We start from the raw sequence: 21,153 nt of genomic DNA, 5'->3' as shown, positions 1-21,153 counted from the left end.
GATCAGCCCTGTTGTCCGAGCGGAACGGTCCACACCAGCCGGGTGCCGCCGTCCTCGCGCGGGGCAGCCGTCAGCGTTCCGGCGCGCTGCGCGGCGCGCGCCGCCAGATTCGCGAGCCCGCTGCGATGGGCGTCCGGCTCGGTGGTGATGCCGATGCCGTCGTCGAGGACGCTCAGGGTGACGGCGCCGCCCCTGACGACCAGCGCGACCTCGGCCGACGACGCCCGGGCGTGCCGGGCGACGTTCGTCAGCGCCTCGCCGAGCACGGCCAGCACGTCGTCGGCGACCGGCCCCGGCACGTCCACGTCGACCAGGCCCTCCATGCGCAGGGCGGGCGTGAAGCCGAGCACCCGGGCCGCCTCCTCCACGGCCCGCACCACCCGGATCCGCAGACCCGCGCCCGTCGGCGGGGCGTCGCGCTCCCGCAGCCCGAAGATGGTCGACCGGATGATCTTGATGGTGGTGTCGAGGTCGTCCACGGCCCGCATCAGCCGCTCCGCCGCCTCCGGGTGCTGGACGAACCGCTGCGCGCTCTGCAGCGTCATCCCGGTCGCGAACAGCCGCTGGATCGCCAGGTCGTGCAGATCGCGGGCGATCCGGTCGCGGTCCTCCAGCAGGCTCATCTGTTCCGCGTCGCGGCGCCGGTCGGACAGTTCGAGGGCGAGCGTCGCCTGCCCGGCGAAACCCACCAGGGGCGTCAACTCAGCCGCGGAGAAGGGTTGTTCCTCCGCGTGGCGGGCCAGCATCAGCACCCCGCGCTCCCGGTCGGGTGTGCCGAGGGGCATCGCCACCGCGGGCCCGAGCCCGTCCCAGCGCGCGGGCTGATAGGTGATCCGGGGGTCCTTGCGGATGTCGTCGGAGGTGACCAGCTCGCCCGCGGTGAGCGCGGTCCCGGCGAACGTGCCCCTGCGCGGCAGGACGATGTCGTGGTGCGCACCGGCCTGGCGGCCCAGGGCCAGCACCTCGTGCAGCTCCTCGCGGCCCGGCACGACCAGCGCGATCACGCCGAGGTCGGCCCCGGTGATCTCCCGCGCCCGCTCCACCATCAGCCGCAGCACCTGGGTCTCCCCGGCGCCCGACAGCAGGCTGCCGGAGAACTCGGCGCTCAGCCGCAGCCAGCGCTCGCGCAGCCGTACCTCCTCGTACAGCCGGGCGTTCTCGATGGCGACGCCCGCCGCGGCGGCCAGGGTCTGCAGCACGGCCACGTCCTCGTCGTCGAAGTCGCCGCCGTCACGCTTCTGGGTCAGGTACAGATTGCCGAACACCGCCTCCCGCACCCGGATCGGCACCCCCACGAACGTGTGCATCGGCGGGTGGTGCGGCGGGAAGCCCGAGGAGGCCGGGTGCTCGGCCAGTTCGTGCAGCCGCAGCGGCTCCGGGTGCCGGATCAGCTCGCCCAGCAGCCCGTGGCCGGAGGGCAGTTCACCGATCCGCGCCCGCAGCTCGTCGTCGATACCGACCGGCAGGAACTGCGACAGCCCCCGCCGGTCCTCACCGATCACCCCGACGGCGCCGTACTCGGCGTCGACCAGCACGATCGCCGCCTCCACGATGCGCCGCAGCACCTGGGAGAGATCCAGCTCCTGACCCACCGACAGAACGGCTTCGAGCAGGCCTTGCAGACGATTTCTGGTGCCCCGGACAGCATCGATCCTGACCTGGAGTTCCTCAAGGAGTTCATCGAGACGCAGACGGGGCAGTGGTCCGGGCCCCCGTGCCTCCTCCACGCCCATTCCGCCTCCGCCAGACGTAGACGCTTCGTTGCGCCTCTCACGGTAGCGGCTGGGCGCGCCCCGACGACCTGCTTCGTCGCAGCCCGCCGCCCGAAACGCCGCGGACCGTGCCGCCGGGGCGCGCCCGTGAGGAAGGAGAGGAGTCCGGGCCCGGTGGTGACGGCTCGGCCGGGGGGAGCGCGGCGCCACGGGCGCGCGCCTGTTTCGCGACGTGCGCGAGTAGTTCGGAGAATCCGTTACACAACGCGTCGGGGTGACTACACTTCCGTGGGTCCCGCCTGCCGCGCCCTCCCCACCTGGCATCCGGCCGTACTTTCGGAAGGCCCCCATGACCGTCCGCCCGCCGTCGCGCACCTCCCACCCGGACACGGTCGGCTCCCTCAGCGTCAGCGCCCGGCGGCTGACCGCGGGCACGGGAGAGGACGGGGCGGCCGGGGATCTGCACGGCGTCCTCGACACCCCGTTCGGCACCCGGCTGCTGATCGGCGACGTGATGGGCAAGGGGCGCGAGGGCGCGCGCACCGCCGGCAAGGTACTGGAGGTGTGGAGCCAACTGGCCGTGCACGAAAGCTCGTTGGAGGCACTGGCGGTGCGGCTGCACTCCGTGGTCGCCCACTCCGCCGAACCCGACCGCTTCGTCACCGCCGCCCTGCTCACCATCGCCCCCGACGGTGCGGCCGACCTCGTCTGCTGCGGTCATCCGCCGCCCCTGCTGATCCGCGACGGCGGCGCCGTGCCCGCCGCGATGCCCGCGCCGGCGCCCCCGCTCGGCCTCCTCGACCTCGCCCACGGCTGGTGCGCCGCCCAGCCGGTGCCCGCCTGCGCCTGGCAGCGGATGCTGCTGCACACCGACGGGGTCACCGAGGCCCGCGACGCCGACGGTGTCTTCTATCCGCTCGCCGAGCGGGCCGCCGAACTGTCGGCGCTGCCGCTCGCGCCGTTCACCGCGGCGATCACCGCCGATCTCCTGCACCACGCGCGGGGCAGCCTCCAGGACGATGCCTCGCTGCTCGCCGTGGAGGCGGCGCCCGCGCTCCTTCGGGCGTGATCACGACCGCACTCCGCCGCCCGTTTGGCAGGCGGTGGCGCGGGCATTCGGCGAACTGTCCGGCTCACCCCGAACCGAGGAGCACCTGCCGATGCTGCTGGCCCACCCGGCTCTGCTGGCCGATCTCGTCCGCGAGTACGACTCGCTGCACGCGCTGGACGCCGAGGGCGGCGGCCCCCAGGCACGCCGCCGCCTGGACGACGTCTCCTACTCCCTGTGCGTCGCCACCGGCACCCGGGACGTCGACGCCGCGCTCGTCGCGGCCCGGTACCGGCTGCCCGGTGCCCGGGTCCACGACGACTCGCTCATCGGGGCGCCCCGGCCGCGCACCTCAGGGGTATGACACGACCGTGGAGGGGACCGTGTCGGTGCCGGAGGTGGCCCCGCCCGTGCTGTTGATGACGTGCTCGAACTGGCCCTTGCCGCCGAGCGACACGACGGAGAGGCCGTGGAACTTCACCCCCGGCTTGTCCGGCGCGGCGAACCCGTGGTCCTGCCGGATGGTCGGGTCCGTGTTGTAGAAGCAGTACGAACCGAGCCCCCAGCCCTCGTGGTCCGTCACCGAGTCGGCGACCTTGTAGGCGGCGAACCCCTTGACCGAGCCGTCCTGGACCGCGGCCTGGTTCGGGGCGTCGTACGCCTTCTCGTTCTGGAAGAAGATCGTCCGGCCGCGTTCGCCGGACCACTGCACGTCGTACTTGTTGAAGTGCTCGACGAACAGACCGGTCATCAGCACGTCGTCGCCGTTGACCACGACGCCGTAGTCGGCCCGGTTGGTGTCCCAGCCGACGCCGTCGCCGTGGTCGGCGCGCCAGATCCAGGTGTGGTCGACGATGGTGTGCCGGGCGTTGACCACCAGGCTGGTGGTCGCCTTGCCGGCGCCCGCGCCGCCGATCCGCACGAACACGTCCTGCACGGTGATCGGATCGGCCGAGTGGTCGGCGGAGGCGCCCGACGGCCCGATCTCCAGCAGCGTGTCGGAGTTGACCGTCCCCGCGTCCACCAGGAATCCGGCGAGCCGCACCCCGCTGACGTCGGCCACCTGTACGGCCGTGGCTCCGCCGTCCGGGATGAGCGTCGCGTAGCCGAGGCCCAGCACGACGGTGCCCGCCCGCTTCACCTGGATCGGCGCGTCGAGGTGGTAGATGCCGGGCGTGAGCAGGAGGTGGAGACCCTGGTCCAGAGCGGCGTTCAGGGTCGAAGCGCCGTCCCCGGGCTGAGCCACGTAGAACTGCGTCAGCGGCACCGACGTACCGCGCGGCGTGCCGTTGCCCCAGGTGGTGCCCCGCGCGTTCGTCCGCTTCTCGGGCAGGAACACCTTGTAGTCGGCGCCGTCCAGGTACAGGAACGGCTTCTCGCGGGAGACCGGCGTCGTGTCGAGCGTCGTGTACGGAGGGTCGGGGAAGCTCTGCGCGGGCGCGCCCTCGACGCCCGAGAACACCATGTTCCAGACGGCGTTGAGCCAGCCGCCCACCGACGAGTCACGCGTGTACCACTGCTGCTGCGAGTACGGGCCGACGCTCCCGTCGACGCGGCTGTCGGCGATGTACCCGCCGCTCGCCCAGCCGTAGCCGTCGGGCGCCAGATTCAGGCCGCCGCGCACATGCATCCGGCGGAACGGGGCCGCCTGGGCCACCGCCCACCGGTTCGTCCCGCTGACCGGCACGAGGGCCAGATTCTCGGCGCTGCGCCAGAAGTTCTGCGTGGCGTTGCCGTCGAACCATCCCGCGTCGACCGTCACGTCCCCGTTGATCGTGGTGTCGTCGGGGGAGAGGCCGAGGCCGGCGATCGAGGTGTAGAAGCCGAGCTGCGCGTTGAGCCCGTTGTACGTGCCCGGCTTGAACAGCAGGGCGTAGCGGCCGGTGCCGAACTGGGCCGACTCCTGCTGCGCGAAGATCTCGTCCAGCTTGGCCGGGATGCCGGGGGTGGACGGGTCGAACACGATGACGTTGGGGCCGAGGTCGCCGCCGGCCTGGAGCTGCTTCGCCGTCGCGGCCGGACGGCCCCCGGCGGCGGACGCCGTGACGGTGCCGAGCGCGGGCAGCGCCGCCGTCGCGGCGGCCGCGCCGAGCACCGTACGGCGGGACAGGGGTGTGGGGAAGTGGGGCACAGCGGCTCTCCTGGTTCATGAAGTGAACGAGTGGGGGTGTGGGAGCGCTCTCCTGGCGACGCATGTTTCAGGTGCGTGAATCCGACGTCAAGAGTTGTGACCGAACTTCACGTGATTCCCGAGGTGCACACTCAACAAATGCCCCACAAGGGGCAGTTGAGGTGCGACTGGACTTCAGGAAGTGTCAGAAAGGCTGTACTTCGCCTTGTGTCACCGTGGCCCCCGCCGCCCCCGTTGACACACGGAGGAGCACCCCATACGTTCCGCCCCGGAGCGCTCTCCTTCCGGCTCTGTGCACGCTCCGTCACACCCCACACCTGTGAACCCGTGAAGGAGAGCCATGCGCCGTCCCCTCCTGCTCGCCTGCGCCGCCACGGCCCTGACCGCCCTGGTCCTCGCACCGCAGGCCCTCGCAGCACCTCCCGCCGCCACCGTCGCGGCGGCCGACTGGACCACCGATCTCGCGGCCGCCGCCTACGCGGCGAACCCCGCCTCCGTCACCGCCTCCGGCAGCGAGAACGCCGGCACCACCCCCGCGAAGGCCGTCGACGCGGACCCCAACTCCCGCTGGTCCAGCGACTTCTCGGACACCGCGTGGCTGCGCGTCGACCTCGGCGCGACCGTACGGATCGACCGCGTGACCCTCGACTGGGAGGCCGCCTACGGCAAGCGCTACGTCCTCGAGGTCTCGAAGAACGGCACCGACTGGCAGCCCTTCTACACCGAGGACGCCGGCACCGGCGGCAGCGTCACCGCCCACACCTATCCGCAGGAGGTGCGGGGCCGCTACGTCCGGCTGCGCGGCATCGAGCGCGCCACCCCGTACGGCTACTCCCTGTACTCGTTCAAGGTCTACGGCGGCACCCCGGCGCCCGCCTCCACCGCCCGCACCAATCTCGCCCTGCACCACCCGGCCTACAGCAACTACTACCAACACGCGGGCAACTCACCGGCGTTCGTGACCGACGGCGGCTGGCCCGCCGACCTCAAGGCCGATCAGACCCGCTGGTCGAGCGACTGGAACGCCGACCGCTGGGTCTCCGTCGACCTGGGCGCGACCTCCACGATCAACAGCGTGGACTTCTACTGGGAGGCCGCGTACGCCGTCGACTACGAGCTCCAGGTCTCCGACGACAACAGGACCTGGCGCACCGTCTACCGCCCGAGCGCCGCCGAGGTCGCCGCCCGCCGCGCCGACATCAAGTCCCCGGGCGACGCGACGGGCCGGCACGACACGGTCCAGCTGCCCACCCCGGCCACCGGCCGTTACGTCCGCATGCTCGGCAAGGAACGCCGGTCGTTCTACAACCCGGCGCCCGCCACCGCCCAATTCGGCTACTCGCTCTACGAGTTCCAGGTCTGGGGCACCGGCGGCAGCGCCGACGCCGCCTACCCGGCCCTGCCCGGCGAGCAGTCGGGCACGTACCGCACGACGTTCTTCGACGACTTCACCGGAGCGGCCCTCGACCGCGCCAAGTGGCGGGTGGTCAGAACCGGCACGGAGATGGGCCCGGTCAACGGCGAGTCCCAGGCCTACGTCGACTCGACGGACAACATCCGCACCGAGAACGGCAATCTGGTCCTCGCCGCCAAGTACTGCAAGGGCTGCACCAAGGCGGGCGGCGGCACCTACGACTTCACCTCCGGCCGCATCGACACCCACACCAAGCTCGACTTCACCTACGGCAGGGTGAGCGCCCGGATGAAGCTGCCGGTCGGGGACGGGTTCTGGCCCGCGTTCTGGCTGCTGGGCAGCAACGTCGACGACCCGTCGGTCTCCTGGCCCGCGTCCGGCGAGACCGACATCATGGAGAACATCGGCTACGGCGACTGGACCAGCTCGGCGCTGCACGGCCCCGGCTACTCCGCCGACGGCAACATCGGCGCGCAGCAGCACTACCCGGGCGGCTCCACCGCCGACCAGTGGCACACCTACGGCGTGGAGTGGACGCCGACCGAGATGCGCTTCACCGTCGACGGCACTGTCGTCCAGCGCACCACCCGGACCAAGCTGGAGTCCACCCGCGGGCAGTGGGTCTTCGACCGCAACCAGTACCTGATCCTCAACCTCGCCCTCGGCGGCGCCTACCCGGCCGGCTGGAACAAGGTCACCCAGCCGTACTGGGGCCTGCCGCAGTCCAGCGTCGACGCGATCACGCGCGGCGGCGTCCAGGCACAGATCGACTGGGTGCGGGTCGAGCAGAAGGGGTGAGGCGCGCCCCGGACACACGCCTTAGGCCTGGAACCAGCCGGCCGTCTGGTCCTCGATGACCTGCGCGGCCCGGGCCGGTGACGCCATCCACGGTGTCGTCAGCGGCTCCCAGACCCGGATCCCGGTCGGGGCGCCGAGCGTGATCGCCTGGAAGCCCCGGCCGCTCTGGTCCGGCGACGCGGCCACCCGCAGGGACGTCACGGTCGGCGGCTGCTCGTCGGAGTCCGTGGCGGCCAGCGAGCGGACGGCCGCGTACGCGGTGGCGTGCGGAGCGAGCTCGTACGTGCCGCTCTTGGTCACCGGACGCGGCTGGGCCGCACCGTCCAGATCGCCGTACGTCACCGTCGGCGCGACGTCGACCGTGCAGGCCCGGCCCGAGTCGTTGCGGACGCTGAGCCCGATGACGCCTTCGCTGTCGTCGGACGGCTCGGCCCGCAGGGTCAGATCGTTCTCGGCGCACGCGGCGGGCGCGGTGGCCGACACGGCGGCCGGTGCGGTGAGGACGGTCAGGGTGAGGGTCGCCGCGGCGGCGGCCGCGATGTGACGAGCGCGCATCGTGAATCCCCGCAAACTGTTGCAAACGTCGAAATGGGTACATTGCACGTTATACCGAATGGGTGATCTGGGACACCACGAGGGGCGAGGGGGTGCAGTGACCGCAAGTTTGCACGGTGTGCAAGAATCCGGCTCGTGACCACCTCCCACCCGCAGCCGGACGCCCCCGCCGAGGGCCTTCGCGCGCGCAGGCGGCGCGAGACGCGCGCCGAACTGCACGCGACGACGCTGCGGCTCGCCCGCGAGCACGGCTTCGCGCGCGTCACCGTGGAGATGATCAGCAAGGAGGCCGGGGTGTCGCCCCGTACCTTCTTCAACTACTTCCCGAGCAAGGAAGCCGCGCTCTTCGCCCTGCCCGGCGCCCTGCCGCCCGCCCTCGCCGACCGCTTCGCCGAGGGGGACGGGCAGGACACCGACGCCGTGCTGCGCGACCTCGGGGACGTCCTCGCCGACCATCTCCAGGAGGCCGCCCCGGGCCCCCGGGAGCTGGAGGACACCCTGCGCATCGCCGAGGGCGTGCCCTCGGTCCTGGCCACCTTCCTCGCCCAGTGCGAGGCGGTGGAGCGGGACCTCGCCGGCACCGTCGCGCGCCGCACCGGCACCCCGGCCGACGGCGAGGACGCCGAACTGCTCGCCGGGATCGCCATGGCGACCGTACGCAGCGGCCTCAAGCGGTGGTCGCAGGAGAGCGGCCCCACCGATGGAGCCGGGGCCGACGGCCCCGCCGCCTCCATCCGCGGCTCCTTCGCCACCCTGCGGGCGCTGCTCGCGGCAGGCACCGTACGGCCGGGACCGGACGCGGTGAAGTAGCCGCCCCCTCCGTGTGACCGGCCTCCCCCGTCGCGGTCACCCACGCACCTCTCCCCGAAACCCGCGGCACCGCGGGCCCCCGCACGCGGCAACCGCTCTCCCCGCCGCCGCGCGCGCAGTCAGACCTGATCCACTCGCACCCACCTCATCGGAGAAGCACGCAATGACGCACGCCCCCGCAACCGAGGGCACGGACACCGGCCCCGACCCGGCGGCCGAGAACACGGTGAAGCCCGCCAACTTCGGGCTGATCTTCGCCGCGCTGATGCTGACCATGCTGCTCGGCGCGCTCGACCAGACCATCGTCTCGACGGCGCTGCCGACCATCGTCGGCGAACTCAACGGCATCGAGCACATGGCGTGGATCACCACCGCCTACATCCTCGCCGCCACCATCGGCATGCCGGTCTACGGCAAGCTCGGCGACCTCATGGGCCGCAAGAACATCTTCCTCGCGGGCATAGCCCTGTTCCTGGTGGGCTCGGTGGTCTGCGGACTCGCCCAGAACATGGGCACGCTGATCGCCGGCCGCGCCCTCCAGGGACTCGGCGGCGGTGGCCTCATGATCACCTCGCAGGCGATCATCGCCGACCTGGTGCCGCCGCGTGAGCGCGCCAAGTACATGGCCCCGATGGGCGCGGTCTTCGGCCTGTCGTCCGTCGTCGGACCGCTGCTCGGCGGCTGGTTCACCGACGCGCACTCCTGGCGCTGGGCGTTCTGGGTCAACCTCCCGCTCGGCGTGCTCGCCCTCTTCGTCGCCGCCGTCGCGATCAAGCTGCCGCGCAAGGCCGTCGACGTCACGCTCGACTACCTCGGCACCGCGCTGATGGCCGCCGCCGTCACCTGCACCGTCCTGTTCGCGAGCTGGGGCGGCACGCAGTACGAGTGGAGCGACCCGCTGGTCATCGGCCTCGGCATCGGCGCGATCGTCGCCTGGGTGCTGTTCTTCGTCGCCGAGCGGCGCGCCCAGGAGCCGGTCATCCCGCTGCACCTGTTCCGCTCGCCGATCTTCAACGTCGCCACCCTGCTCGGCATGATCGTGATCGGCCTCGGCATGTTCGCGATCGTCGGCTACATGCCCACGTATCTGCAGATGGTCTACGGCAAGACGGCGACCGAGTCCGGTCTGCTGCTCATCCCGATGGTCGTCGGCATCATGGCCACCGCGCTGCCGTCCGGCGCCATCATGTCCAAGACGGGCCGCTACAAGATCTACCCGATCGCCGGCACCGTCATCATCATGGTCGTCGCCTACCTGATGTCGACGCTCGACGTCTCCGACCCGGTCTGGGTCGTCTGCCTCTACGTCGGACTCGCGGGCGCCGGCGTCGGCCTCATGATGCAGACGCTGGTCCTCGCGGTGCAGAACGACTTCCCGGCCGCCGAGGTCGGCACCGCCACCTCCGCGAACAACTTCTTCCGGGAGATCGGCGCGACCCTCGGCGTCGCCGTCGTCGGCGCCGTGTTCGCCAGCCGCCTCACCGACAAGCTCGCCGCGAGCATCCCGGCCGAGGCCGCGTCCAAGATCGGCGACAGTGACTCGCTGACGCCGGCGCTGGTCAGGTCGCTCCCGACGGAGCTGCGCGACACCGTCGTCAACGCCTACCAGGAATCGCTCGTCCCGATCTTCCTGTACCTGCTGCCCGTCTTCGGCGTCGGCCTGGTGCTCGCCTTCGTCCTGAAGGAGAAGCCGCTGGCCGACACCGCGGACTGGCACGCCGAGAACGCCGGTCCCGAGGCCCCGGCCGACAAGGAGCCGCAGCCGGTCGGCTGACGCCCCCGCTGCCCGATGTGCCCCTCACCGCCCCGCGGTGAGGGGCACACGTGCGTCAGTCCTCGATCAGCCAGACGCCGTCGCGCATCAGGTCCCGCTCGTCGAGCTCGTTCACCTCGCGCCACGCCTGGACGCGCGACGGGTGGACGCGGAAGTACAGGTACGGCGCCGACAGCGTGCGGGGATCGAAACCCGTCTTCTCGGCGAACGCGTCGCCCAGCGCGGGCGTCAGCTCGTCGTCGGTGAGGACCTCCGTCGCGCCCTCGATGTGCACGACGTCCCGGGTCCGCCCGAGCCCCAGATGCACCCGCCCGGTCGCCACGAGGTTGCGGGCCACCGGGTTCGACGCGCGGGTCGAGACGATCAGCGTGCCGTCGTGCCACAGGAACGACAGCGGCATCATGTAGGGCGTCCCCGTCCGCGGATCGGCCGTCGCCACCCACACGTCGACGTCCCGTTCCAGGCGGGCCAGCGTGTCCTGCTTGCGCTGCTTCGCCGAACGGGCGGGCGCGACCTCGGTCATGGAGTCTCCCTCGGGAGTGATCGGCTCGCGGCGGGCGCCGCGTAGCAGCGTACGGTGACCGACGTGCCCGGCGCCCACCGCTGGCGGCCCGTGCCGAGGAACGTCCAGCCGAGCCGCTCGTACAGGGCGATCGCGGCCTTGTCGGTGGTGACGACGTCCAGGACGGTACGGGCTCCACGCGCGTGCGCCGCGCCGGCGGCCCGCGCCAGCAGAAGGGCGCCGACACGCAGACCCCGGGCGGCGGGATCGACGAAGAGCCGGCTGACCACGTCCGTGGCGGCGGGCCCGTGGGGGAGCAGGGCGGGAGCGACGTCGTCCGCGGCGGGCGGGACCAGCGCGACATGCCCGACGATCCGGCCGTCCCGCTCAGCGACCCAGGCCCGGCCGCCGGTGCCGGGCCCGAGCCAGGCCGCGGGGTCGTCCGGCCAGACGGCGGGATAGCCGTCCGCGCGGTGCACGGCATGCAGTACGGCGACGCACGCGGCGAGATCGCCCTCGTCGCGTGCTCTCACCCGGGGTGCGTCCCTCACGCCGTCGTCCTGCACCCGGTCATCAGACCACGCCCGACGGCGGTGATCCACCGATCGGGCGCAATCCGAGCACGGTCGACGGAGAGCGCTCTCCGGCATGCGTGGCGGATCCTGTGCAAAGTCTTCGACGCGTCGCATCGGCGGTGCGACACCTCTGACCTGCGCTACCAACTCCGCATCTCCGGGCGCTTGTTGGCGCACCGTTTAACGAGATGTTCACCGAGCCTTGACGGGGTCGCGTCACGGCCGGAACACTGCGGGAAGTGGGAGAGCGCTCTCCAACGCTTCTCCACCGTACGAGGGTGCGCCCTCGTCGGCGCTCCCCGGACCCCTCCCCATGGCCGGTCCGGGGCGCGCCCCTCATCCCCCCAACGACCCTGCATCGCAGGAGGCATCCATGGCCCGAAGAGCACGAACCCTCTCGGGGGCCCTGATATCCGGCGCACTGCTCCTCACCTCGCTCGGGGTGGGCGCCGTCGCCGCCGTCAGCGCGGGCGCGGACACCGTCGCGGCCGCCCCGGCGCCCGCTCCCGCCGCGCACACGGGCCACGTGATGGCCGCATCGACCAAGGCGTCCGGCGACGACCCGGACGGCGACGGCTACATCCCGGCGAACCCGCCGGTCACCGGCGTCCAGCCGTCCGACAAGGAGCCGCCGCACCGCTACTTCCACGAGTTCCAGGCCCACTGCACGGTCACCCACACCAAGCCGGACGACCCGATCGTCTACCCGGGCCAGCCGGGCAAGTCCCACGACCACACCTTCATGGGCAACACCACGACCGACGCGAACAGCACCACCGCCTCGCTCGACAAGGGCCCGACCTCGTGCCTCGCGCCGGGCGACAAGTCCGGCTACTGGATGCCCACCATGCTCAACGGCGACAAGCCGGTGCTCCCGGTGGGCGAGCAGACGATCTACTACAAGGCCGGTGTCACCGACTACACCAGCGTGCGGCCCTTCCCGAAGGGGCTGCGGTTCGTGGTCGGCAGCCCGATGCAGACCGCGCAGGAGTTCCGCAACCACCCCGGGTTCGTCGAGGGCTGGGAGTGCGGGGACAGCTTCTTCAACGTGGACTTCCCGAAGGACTGCCCCACCACTCCGTCGACCCAGGTCAACATCCGCTTCCAGGCGCCCAGTTGCTGGGACGGGAAGTACCTGGACACGCCGGACCACAAGAGCCACATGTCCTACCCGGTGGTGAAGCCCGGCACGAACAACAACGTCTGCCCGGCCGATCACCCGGTCGCGCTGCCGATGATCGAGTTCAAGATGGCCTTCCCGGTCAACGGGGACCTGTCGAAGCTCCGGCTGGCCAGCGGGCCCAGCTACTCCTTCCACTACGACTTCTTCAACGCCTGGGACGACCGGACGCTGAAGGCGATGGTGGACCACTGCGTCGTCGGCGGGCTGCAGTGCGACCCGCGCGGCTACGACCAGAGCCACCCGGAGAACGGCGCGGTCCTCAACGACCGCTACGAACTCCCCTGAGGTGAGGGGTGGCCGGCGCCTTCCGGCGCCGGCCACCCGTGCGCCCCTCTCGCCCCCCCTCTCGCCCCCCCACCCGCACCCCGCACCCTCCCCCCCGGAGAAACACATGCCCAGATCACATTCCGCCGGACGGCGTCTCGCCGCGCCCGTCACCGCCGGAGTCCTCGCGGCCTGCGCCCTGATGCTGCCCGGCCAGCAGGCCCACGCCGCCGGCAGCGTCGTCAAGGTGACCGGCTCACAGGGCCACTGGCAGCTGACCGTCGACGGATCCCCGTACCAGGTGAAGGGCCTCACCTGGGGCCCCTCCGTCGCGGACGCCGGGAAGTACATGCCCGACCTCAAGTCGATGGGCGTCAACACGATCCGCACCTGGGGCACCGACGCCTCCAGCAAGCCGCTGTTCGACACGGCGGCCGCCAACGGCATCAAGGTCATCGCCGGATTCTGGCTGCAGCCCGGCGGCGGTCCGGGCAGCGGCGGCTGTGTCAACTACCTCACCGACACGACGTACAAGAACAACATGCTCGCCGAGTTCCCCAAGTGGGTGCAGACCTACAAGGACAACCCCGGCGTCCTCATGTGGAACGTGGGCAACGAGTCCGTCCTCGGCCTCCAGAACTGCTACAGCGGCGACGAGCTGGAGAAGCAGCGCGACGCCTACACGACGTTCGTCAACGACGTGACGAAGAAGATCCACGCCGTCGACCCCAACCACCCCGTCACCTCCACCGACGCCTGGGTCGGCGCCTGGCCCTACTACAAGAAGAACGCTCCCGACCTCGATCTGTACGCCGTCAACTCCTACAACGCCGTCTGTGACGTCAAGTCGGCCTGGGAACAGGGTGGTTACACCAAGCCGTACATCGTGACCGAGACCGGTCCGGCGGGGGAGTGGGAGGTGCCCGACGACGCCAACGGCGTGCCCGCCGAGCCCACCGACCAGGCCAAGGCCGATGGCTACCGCAAGGCATGGGGCTGCATCACCGGGCACCAGGGAGTGGCCCTGGGCGCCACGATGTTCCACTACGGCACCGAGTACGACTTCGGCGGCATCTGGTTCAACCTGCTGCCCGCCGGGGAGAAGCGGCTGTCGTACTACGCCGTGAAGAAGGCGTACGGCGGGAACACGTCCGGCGACAACACCCCGCCGGTCTTCTCCTCGATGACCGTCGAGGGCGACGCGTCCAAGGTGGCGGCGGGCCGCGATCTCACCCTCGCCACGAAGGTGACCGATCCCGAAGGCGACCGGATCTCGTACGAGGTCCTCGCCAACAGCATGTACATCGACCAGAGCAAGGAGCTGACCCCGCTCAAGGCCACCGACCTGGGCTCCGGACGCCTGAAGGTGACCGCGCCGGACAAGCCCGGCGTCTGGAAGATCTACGTCAAGGCCACCGACGGCCGAGGCAACGTCGGCGTCGAGACCCGGTCCGTGCGCGTCGTGCCGCCGCCCGTCAGCGGCACGAACATCGCCCAGGGCAAGCCCGCCACCGCCTCCTCGCAGCAGACGTCCGACTACGGCGACTGCCCGTGCCTGGCGTCGTCCGCGGTCGACGGCAAGAACGACACCCGCTGGGCCAGCGACTGGAGCGACCCCCAGTGGCTCCAGGTCGACCTCGGCTCCCGCCAGTCCTTCCGGCACGTCCAGCTCAACTGGGAGACCTCGTACGCGAAGGCCTACACGATCCAGACCTCCGACGACGGCCAGAACTGGCGGACCGTCCGTGAGGTGACCGACGGCAACGGCGGTGTCGACGACTTCGACGCCTCCGGCACCGGCCGCTACGTCCGCGTCAACGGCACCGCGCGCGGCACCGGATACGGCTACTCGCTCTACGAGTTCGGCGTCTACAACTGATCCACCGGGCCCCCGCCGGCCGCGGCGCGCGGCGGGGGCCCGGCACGTCATCCGGGGAGGGACCCGCATGGAGGACGACGAACTCAGCCGTCTCGTCGACAAGTTGAGCCTCGCGCAGAAGGTGGAGATGCTGACCGGCGCCACCACCTGGCGCACCGCCGCGCAACCCGCGGTCGGACTGCGCGAGATGGTGATGTCGGACGGGCCCACCGGGGTGCGCGGCGAGTCCTGGGACGAGCGCCGCACCTCGGCGCTGCTGCCCGCGGCCACGGCGCTCGCCGCGATGTGGGACGAGGAGCTGACCGAACGGCTCGGCGCGCTCCTCGCCCAGGAGGCCCGGGGCAAGGGCGTCCACGTCGTCCTCGGCCCGACCCTCAACCTGCACCGCTCACCGCTGGCGGGCCGGCACTTCGAGTGCTTCTCCGAGGACCCGGAGCTCACCGGCCGCACCGGGGCCGCCCTGATCCGCGGCATCCAGTCCGGCGGCGTCGCCGCGACCGCCAAGCACTACGTCGCCAACGACTCCGAGACCGACCGGCTCACCGTCGACGTACGCGTCCCCGAGCGCGCCCTGCACGAGGTCTACCTGGCACCCTTCGAGGCGGCCGTCGACGCCGGCGTCTGGGCCGTCATGTCCGGCTACAACGGCGTCGGCGGCGCGACGATGTCGGAGAGTCCGCTGCTCGCCGACCCGCTGAAGGAACGCTGGGGATTCGACGGCGTCGTGGTGTCCGACTGGGCGGCGGTCCGTTCCACCGTCGCGTCGGCGCGCGCCGCCCAGGACCTCGCCATGCCGGGACCGCAGAGCCCGTGGGGTGCGTCCCTGCTGCGTGCCGTGCGGGCCGGTGAGGTGCCCGAGCAGGTCATCGACGACAAGGTCCGCCGTCTGCTGCGGCTCGCCGAACGGGTCGGTGCCCTCGGCGACCCGGAACCGGTGCGCCCGGCGCACAGCGGCCCGCGCCGGACGCGCGCCCTGCTGCGCCGGGCCGTCGCCGCGAGCGCCGTGCTGCTCACGAACCACGACGTCCTGCCGTGGTCCGCCGACGCCGTGCGGACCGTCGCGGTGATCGGCGCCCACGCGGCGCGTCCCCGGCTCCAGGGAGGCGGCAGCGCGGGCGTCTTCCCCCGGCACTCCGTCACCCCGCTCGACGGCATCCGCGCGGCGCTGCGCGGCACGGCCGAGGTCACCTACAGCCCGGGCCCCGCCCTCGCCGAGCAGCCCTGGCCGCTCGACGCGGACCGGAGCGCCGACCCGCGCACCGGCGAACCGGGACTGCTGCTCCGCGTCCTCGACCGCGCGGGACACGAGCTGTACGCCGAACACCGGCTCTCCGGGCGTCTGTTGGAGCCCACGCTGGTGCCCGGCGCGCACACGGTGGAGCTGAGCGCGCTGCTGCGGCCCACCGTCGGCGGCGAGTGGACGTTCGGCGTCGGCGGCTTCGGCCACCTCGAACTGTTGGTCGACGGGCAGCAGTTGGTGGCGGGGGAGTACCCGAAGGACACCGACGACCCGGCCGTCGTGCACGTCGGGCCGCCCTGCCGGCACGGGCGGACCGTCCTCCGGCCGGGCCGCGCGGTCGAGGTGGTGGCCCGGCGCACCCTGGACCCCGACACCGGCCGCGCCACCCTGCTGACCGCCGCACCGCCACCTCCGGACCCGGCGCGGGCGCTGGCCCGCGCCGTCGAGACGGCCCGGGCCGCGGACGTCGCCGTCGTCGTGGTCGGCACCACCGAGGGCAGCGAGTCCGAGGGCCACGACCGCGTCACGCTCGCCCTGCCCGGCGACCAGGACGCGCTGGTGGCCGCCGTCGCCGCCGCCCAGCCCCGCACGGTGGCCGTGGTCAACTCCGGCGGACCGGTCGAACTGCCCTGGCGGGACGAGGTCGGTGCCCTGCTGCTCACGTGGTTCCCCGGGCAGGAGGCGGGCGCCGGACTCGCGGACGTCCTGTTCGGGCGGTCCGAGCCGGGCGGCCGGCTCCCCACCACCTGGGCCGCCCGCCTCGCCGACGCCCCCGTCACCCGGACCCGCCCCGACAACGGCGTGCTCGCGTACACCGAGGGCCTGGACATCGGCCACCGGGCCTGGCTGCGGTCGGGCCGGGAGCCCGCCTACTGGTTCGGCCACGGGCTCGGCTACACCACGTGGCACCACGAGGCGATCGAGGCGCCCGCGCAGGCGGGTCCCGACGGTTTCACGGTCCGCGTCACCGTGCGCAACACCGGCAGCAGGACGGGCCGGGAGGTGGTCCAGGTCTACCTCTCCCGGCCGGGGTCGGCGGTCGACCGCCCGGAGCGCCTGCTCGCCGGGTACGCGGCCGTGACCGCACCCGCCGGGGCCCGGGCGGACGTCGAGGTGCACGTGCCCGCACGGGCACTGCGGCACTGGTCGCCCGACGCCCGCGACTGGCGCACCGAGCCGGGCACCTACCGGGTGCACGCGGGCCGCTCGGCCGGGGATCTGAGACTGACGACGGAGATCGAGGTGACGCCCCTTCAGAAGCCACTCCCGTGAACCCGGTCGGCAACCCCACCGCAACCCCGCCACCTGGCCAACGCCTCGGGAGAGCGCTCCCCGAGAGTCGTGGGCGGCGGATAAGGTGGGGTCATGAGCAAAAGCGTGCCGACCTTGGAGGACGTGGCGCGGGAGGCCGGCGTCTCCCGGGCCACGGTCTCCCGGGTCATCAACGGCGTACGGAACGTGGATCCGGGCATCCAGGACCTGGTCCGCCAGGCCGTCGAGCGGACGGGATACACGCCGAACCAGGCGGCCCGCTCGCTGGTCACCCGGCGGGCGCAGACCATCGCGCTCGTGGTGTCCGGCGCCGGGGACGAGCGCGACGGCGGGCAGGGCGACTTCACCGCCCGGGTGTTCGCCGACCCGTTCTTCGGGCGGGTGGTCACCGGGGTCGTCGGCTTCCTGCGGCCGCGCTCGATGCACCCGGTGCTCATGTTCGCCGACTCCGACGACGCGCGCCGCCAGGTCGTCGACTATCTGCGGCAGGGCAGCGCCGACGGTGCGCTCGTGGTCTCCACGCACGCCGAGGACCCGCTGCCCGCGCAGCTCGCCGCCGGACGGCTGCCCGCGGTGTGCTTCGCACGGCCCGCGGTGGCCGCGCCGATCAGCTACGTCGACCTCGCCCACCGCGACGGCGGCCTGCTCGCCGCCCGCCATCTGCTCGCCCGCGGCTGCCGTCGGCCGGCCACCGTCTCCGGGCCGCTCGACCTGCCCGCGGGGCAGGAGCGGCTCGCCGGGTTCCGGGACGGCATGGAGCGCGGCGGCGTGCCGTACGTCCCGATCGCCGAGGGCGGGTTCACCCTGGACAGCGGCGTCGCGGCGATGGAGCGGCTGCTCGCCGAACACCCCGACATCGACTCCGTGTTCGCCGCCAACGACCTGATGGCGCAGGGCGTCTGCCGCGTCCTGCGCGACCGGGGCAGACGGGTGCCCGAGGACGTGGCCGTCGTCGGGTTCGACGACTCCAGCGCCGCTCTCGCCTGCCGGCCGCCCCTGACCACCGTCAGGCAGCCGGTGGAGGCCATGGCCGCGGCCATGGCGGAACTCCTCCACGAGTTCGTCCTCGGGGAGCGCACCGAGCCCACCTCGCGGATCTTCGACCCGGAACTGGTGGTGCGGGAGTCGGCGTGACACTCTGCCGCGCGCCGGTTCAGTGCAGCGCGCGACCTCGCAACGCCCCGTGCCAGGCCGGTGGTTCGACCTCCCGGGGCGCCTCGGGAGGACGGCCGCCGCGGGCGAAGAACGCCGCCAGCGGGAGCGTCGCCGCGCCCACGGTCACCGCGTCGGGGCCGAGCCGTCCGAGCTCCACGCTGACCCGGGACACGGGGTAGGAGAGCGCGTACGTCGGCAGATGGCGGCGCACCGAGGTCAGGAACCGCTCGCCGAGCTGGAGTCCGGCCCAGCCGCCGACCAGCACGCGGTCCGGCTGGAAGAGGTTGACCAGGTCGGACAGGCCCGCGCCGAGGTACTCGGCCGTCTCCTCGATGATGGCCAGGGCCGTCGGCTCGGGAACCCGGCCCGGCTCACGCGGGTGCGCGGCGTCCATCATCGCGGCCAGTGCCGTCTCCTCGTCCGCGCCCACCGGCGGCCGCCCGCCCGCCTCCCGCCACCGGTCGAGGAGAGCCTCGGCGCCCGCGTACGCCTCCAGGCAGCCCAGGGCGCCGCACCGGCAGCGGCGCCCCCGTACCCGTACCGTCAGATGGCCCCACTCGACGGCCCGGGCCTGCGCCGCGTCGCCCGTCACCACGCAGGCGCCGACACCGGAGCCGAAGAGCACCACCACCGCGTTCTGCGTGCCCCGGCCCGCGCCGAACCACATCTCCGCCTGGCCGAGGGTCCGGGCGCCGTTGTCGATGAAGTAGTCGACCGTGGGCGGGAGTTGGCAGGCCCGGCGCAGTACCGACTCCAGCGGCACCGCGGCCCAGCCGACCGTCTGCCCGTGCACGACCGCGCCCTCGGCGGTGTGCGCGACGATGCCGGGCACGCCGATGCCGACGCCCAGCAGCGGGCCCGGATGGGCCCGGCCCGCGTCGAGCACCTCGTGGATCCCCGACGCGATCAGCTCGGCGACGCCCTCGACCGGATGCCCCTTCAGGTCCAGCGGGCGCTCGGTGCGCGCCAGCTCGGTCAGCGACAGATCGAGCAGCTCCACCCTGATCCGGGTCTCGCCCACGTCCACGCCGATCAGCCGCCCGCAGCCGGGCACGATGCGCAGCAGGGTGCGGGGTCTGCCGCCCTCGGACTCGACGCTGCCGGCCTCCTCGACCAGGCCGTCCGCGGCGAGTTCGGCCACCACGTTGCTGATGGAACCTGAACTCAGGCCGATCGCGGGGCCCAGCTCGTTCCGGCTCATCGGGCCGTTGAAATACAACTGTTGCAATAGGGCGGTCCGGTTCTCCCTTCGCAGGTCGTGCACTGTCCGTCCACCGCGCCGCCCGGCCATGTGTCTCCTTCAGGCTCTGTCCGACTCGAAGTTGTTAGCTCCGACCCCCTTGACGGTACCTTCTCGTGCGGTTTAACTCACGTCCTAAATTAAGTCGTAAGGGCCTTCAAGAGTTGAAGTGGGCGGTCGGTTCGCCGATGTTGGCCGCGCCCCCTTCGTGCTCCTCGCCGAGCCGCCTTGAACCACCCCTCGTCGACTTCCTCCGGAAAGGGACACCTGGAGCATGAGCAGAATCCGAGCCACCGCCGTCGGTGCCGTCACCGCGTCGCTCGCCCTCGCCGCGACCGCCTGTGGCGGCGGCTCTTCCACGGGGGGCGGTTCCAACGACTCCCCGAAGACCCTCACGTACTGGGCGTCGAACCAGGGTGCGAGCATCCAGGTCGACAAGAAGGTCCTCCAGCCGGAGCTCGACAAGTTCGAGAAGAAGACCGGGATCAAGGTCAAGCTCGAAGTCGTCCCGTGGTCGGACCTGCTCAACCGCATCATGGCCGCGACCACCTCGGGCCAGGGCCCCGACGTGCTGAACATCGGCAACACCTGGAGCGCCTCGCTGCAGGCGACCGGCGCGCTGCTGCCCTGGGACGCCAAGCAGTTCGACAAGATCGGCGGCAAGGACCGGTTCGTCTCCTCGGCGCTCGGCTCGGCGGGCCCCGAGGGCAAGGACCCGGCGGCGGTGCCGCTGTACTCGATGTCGTACGCGCTCTACTACAACAAGAAGATGTTCAAGGACGCCGGGATATCCAAGCCCCCGACGACCTGGGACGAGGTCGTCGCCGACGGCAAGAAGATCTCCAAGAACGGCAAGTGGGGTCTGGGCGCCGAGGGTTCGAACCTGTCCAACAACATCCACCAGATCTTCGTCATGGCGAAGCAGCGCGGCGCCGACTGGTTCACCGCCGACGGCAAGCCGGACTTCACCTCCGACGGCGCGGTCGCGGCCGTCAAGCAGTACGTCGACCTGATGGCCAAGGACAAGATCATCGCGCCCGGCAACGCCGAGTACGCGCAGAACCAGTCCCTGAGCGACTTCTCCAAGGGCAAGACGGCCATGGTCCTGTGGCAGGCCGCCGCCTCCACGTTCAAGTCGCAGGGCATGTCCGAGGACGACTACGGCGTGGTCCCCGCGCCCGTCCAGTCCGGCGCCCCCGGCACCGGCAACCAGGTCAACTCGATGGTCGCCGGCATCAACATCGCCGTCTTCAAGAACACCAAGAACGCCGACGGCGCCACGAAGTTCGTGAAGTTCATGACCAGCGACGAGGAGTCCAAGCTCCTCAACAAGACCTACGGCTCCATCCCGCCGGTCAAGGCCGCGCAGAACGACCCGGCGTTCGAGTCCGCGACCACGGGCGTGCTCAAGGACACCCTGGCCAAGAGCGCCGCGCCGCTGCCCCAGGTCGCCGAGGAGTCCCAGTTCGAGACGGCGGTCGGTACGGCCGTCAAGGAACTGTTCGCCGACGCGGCCAACGGCAAGGCCGTCACCACGGAGTCCGTGAAGGCGGCGCTGACCAAGGCGCAGCAGTCGATGCCGAACAAGTGAGCACGGAGAC

Annotated in this window: 16 protein-coding genes; 10 read left to right on the top strand and 6 right to left on the bottom strand. The window is 71.9% G+C overall.

Going from position 1 to position 21,153, the window contains the following annotated elements; all coding sequences use genetic code 11:
* Positions 1-2 precede the first annotated feature (2 nt).
* Positions 3-1,733, bottom strand: a complete 1,731-nt coding sequence (locus tag ABII15_RS01945) for a GAF domain-containing protein (protein ID WP_353940479.1) — start codon at positions 1,731-1,733, stop codon at positions 3-5.
* 328 nt (positions 1,734-2,061) lie between these two features.
* Here ABII15_RS01945 and ABII15_RS01940 point away from each other — a divergent pair, with 328 nt between their 5' ends.
* Positions 2,062-2,781 carry a PP2C family protein-serine/threonine phosphatase gene (locus tag ABII15_RS01940; RefSeq protein ID WP_353940478.1) on the top strand — a complete coding sequence of 240 codons (720 nt, stop codon included), beginning with the start codon at positions 2,062-2,064 and terminating at the stop codon, positions 2,779-2,781.
* 91 nt (positions 2,782-2,872) lie between these two features.
* Positions 2,873-3,124, top strand: coding sequence for a DUF5133 domain-containing protein (locus tag ABII15_RS01935; protein ID WP_353940477.1), 252 nt, complete (start codon positions 2,873-2,875; stop codon positions 3,122-3,124).
* Here the strand turns inward: ABII15_RS01935 and ABII15_RS01930 are convergent.
* Positions 3,113-4,891, bottom strand: a complete 1,779-nt coding sequence (locus tag ABII15_RS01930) for a coagulation factor 5/8 type domain-containing protein (protein WP_353940476.1) — start codon at positions 4,889-4,891, stop codon at positions 3,113-3,115. The two genes, ABII15_RS01935 and ABII15_RS01930, sit on opposite strands and share 12 nt — an antisense overlap.
* A 340-nt stretch (positions 4,892-5,231) precedes the next feature.
* On the opposite strand from ABII15_RS01930, the gene ABII15_RS01925 reads away from it, so the two are divergent.
* Entirely contained in the window at positions 5,232-7,103 is a 1,872-nt protein-coding gene (locus ABII15_RS01925) for a discoidin domain-containing protein (protein ID WP_353940475.1), read from the top strand.
* Between the two features lie 21 nt (positions 7,104-7,124).
* On the opposite strand, the gene ABII15_RS01920 is transcribed toward ABII15_RS01925, so the two are convergent.
* Positions 7,125-7,658, bottom strand: a complete 534-nt coding sequence (locus tag ABII15_RS01920) for a DUF4232 domain-containing protein (RefSeq protein ID WP_353940474.1) — start codon at positions 7,656-7,658, stop codon at positions 7,125-7,127.
* A gap of 135 nt (positions 7,659-7,793) precedes the next feature.
* Between ABII15_RS01920 and ABII15_RS01915 the strand changes: the two genes are divergently transcribed.
* Both ABII15_RS01915 and ABII15_RS01910 read left to right on the top strand, forming a co-directional pair.
* Positions 7,794-8,468 (top strand): TetR/AcrR family transcriptional regulator, encoded by a 675-nt coding sequence (locus tag ABII15_RS01915; protein ID WP_353940473.1) that lies wholly within the window; start codon positions 7,794-7,796, stop codon positions 8,466-8,468.
* 163 nt (positions 8,469-8,631) lie between these two features.
* Complete coding sequence (locus ABII15_RS01910; protein ID WP_353940472.1) at positions 8,632-10,242, top strand: MDR family MFS transporter; 1,611 nt, start codon at positions 8,632-8,634, stop codon at positions 10,240-10,242.
* Between the two features lie 55 nt (positions 10,243-10,297).
* Here ABII15_RS01910 and ABII15_RS01905 read toward each other — a convergent pair whose 3' ends face one another.
* Positions 10,298-10,765, bottom strand: coding sequence for a pyridoxamine 5'-phosphate oxidase family protein (locus ABII15_RS01905; RefSeq protein WP_353940471.1), 468 nt, complete (start codon positions 10,763-10,765; stop codon positions 10,298-10,300).
* The gene (locus tag ABII15_RS01900; RefSeq protein WP_353940470.1) at positions 10,762-11,277 is read right to left on the bottom strand and encodes a GNAT family N-acetyltransferase; all 516 of its coding nucleotides are present in this window, start codon (positions 11,275-11,277) and stop codon (positions 10,762-10,764) included. Before ABII15_RS01900 ends, ABII15_RS01905 begins: the two co-directional genes overlap by 4 nt.
* A 415-nt stretch (positions 11,278-11,692) precedes the next feature.
* Between ABII15_RS01900 and ABII15_RS01895 the strand changes: the two genes are divergently transcribed.
* The 4 genes from ABII15_RS01895 (at position 11,693) to ABII15_RS01880 (ending at position 18,291) form a co-directional block, all read left to right on the top strand.
* Positions 11,693-12,787: a DUF1996 domain-containing protein gene (locus ABII15_RS01895; protein ID WP_353940469.1), complete on the top strand. Its 1,095-nt coding sequence runs from the start codon at positions 11,693-11,695 to the stop codon at positions 12,785-12,787.
* A 106-nt stretch (positions 12,788-12,893) separates the two neighbouring features.
* Positions 12,894-14,645 (top strand): discoidin domain-containing protein, encoded by a 1,752-nt coding sequence (locus tag ABII15_RS01890; RefSeq protein ID WP_353940468.1) that lies wholly within the window; start codon positions 12,894-12,896, stop codon positions 14,643-14,645.
* 67 nt (positions 14,646-14,712) lie between these two features.
* Positions 14,713-17,157, top strand: a complete 2,445-nt coding sequence (locus ABII15_RS01885) for a glycoside hydrolase family 3 C-terminal domain-containing protein (protein WP_353940467.1) — start codon at positions 14,713-14,715, stop codon at positions 17,155-17,157.
* 93 nt (positions 17,158-17,250) lie between these two features.
* Positions 17,251-18,291: a LacI family DNA-binding transcriptional regulator gene (locus tag ABII15_RS01880; RefSeq protein WP_353940466.1), complete on the top strand. Its 1,041-nt coding sequence runs from the start codon at positions 17,251-17,253 to the stop codon at positions 18,289-18,291.
* A gap of 19 nt (positions 18,292-18,310) precedes the next feature.
* Here ABII15_RS01880 and ABII15_RS01875 read toward each other — a convergent pair whose 3' ends face one another.
* Positions 18,311-19,603 (bottom strand): ROK family transcriptional regulator, encoded by a 1,293-nt coding sequence (locus ABII15_RS01875; protein ID WP_353940465.1) that lies wholly within the window; start codon positions 19,601-19,603, stop codon positions 18,311-18,313.
* A 223-nt stretch (positions 19,604-19,826) separates the two neighbouring features.
* On the opposite strand from ABII15_RS01875, the gene ABII15_RS01870 reads away from it, so the two are divergent.
* Complete coding sequence (locus tag ABII15_RS01870) at positions 19,827-21,143, top strand: sugar ABC transporter substrate-binding protein (RefSeq protein ID WP_353940464.1); 1,317 nt, start codon at positions 19,827-19,829, stop codon at positions 21,141-21,143.
* The last annotated feature ends 10 nt before the right edge of the window (positions 21,144-21,153 follow it).

Origin of the sequence: Streptomyces sp. HUAS MG91 (assembly GCF_040529335.1) — a bacterium.
In the GTDB taxonomy this organism is placed as follows: domain Bacteria; phylum Actinomycetota; class Actinomycetes; order Streptomycetales; family Streptomycetaceae; genus Streptomyces; species Streptomyces tabacisoli.
This window is presented reverse-complemented; position numbering and strand designations above follow the sequence as displayed.

Coding starts and splice junctions, on each gene's coding strand:
- ABII15_RS01945 (WP_353940479.1), bottom strand. CDS start 1,733: ATGGGCGTGGAGGAGGCACGGGGGCCCGGACCACTGCCCCGTCTGCGT.
- ABII15_RS01940 (WP_353940478.1), top strand. CDS start 2,062: ATGACCGTCCGCCCGCCGTCGCGCACCTCCCACCCGGACACGGTCGGC.
- ABII15_RS01935 (WP_353940477.1), top strand. CDS start 2,873: ATGCTGCTGGCCCACCCGGCTCTGCTGGCCGATCTCGTCCGCGAGTAC.
- ABII15_RS01925 (WP_353940475.1), top strand. CDS start 5,232: ATGCGCCGTCCCCTCCTGCTCGCCTGCGCCGCCACGGCCCTGACCGCC.
- ABII15_RS01920 (WP_353940474.1), bottom strand. CDS start 7,658: ATGCGCGCTCGTCACATCGCGGCCGCCGCCGCGGCGACCCTCACCCTG.
- ABII15_RS01910 (WP_353940472.1), top strand. CDS start 8,632: ATGACGCACGCCCCCGCAACCGAGGGCACGGACACCGGCCCCGACCCG.
- ABII15_RS01905 (WP_353940471.1), bottom strand. CDS start 10,765: ATGACCGAGGTCGCGCCCGCCCGTTCGGCGAAGCAGCGCAAGCAGGAC.
- ABII15_RS01895 (WP_353940469.1), top strand. CDS start 11,693: ATGGCCCGAAGAGCACGAACCCTCTCGGGGGCCCTGATATCCGGCGCA.
- ABII15_RS01890 (WP_353940468.1), top strand. CDS start 12,894: ATGCCCAGATCACATTCCGCCGGACGGCGTCTCGCCGCGCCCGTCACC.
- ABII15_RS01885 (WP_353940467.1), top strand. CDS start 14,713: ATGGAGGACGACGAACTCAGCCGTCTCGTCGACAAGTTGAGCCTCGCG.
- ABII15_RS01880 (WP_353940466.1), top strand. CDS start 17,251: ATGAGCAAAAGCGTGCCGACCTTGGAGGACGTGGCGCGGGAGGCCGGC.
- ABII15_RS01875 (WP_353940465.1), bottom strand. CDS start 19,603: ATGGCCGGGCGGCGCGGTGGACGGACAGTGCACGACCTGCGAAGGGAG.
- ABII15_RS01870 (WP_353940464.1), top strand. CDS start 19,827: ATGAGCAGAATCCGAGCCACCGCCGTCGGTGCCGTCACCGCGTCGCTC.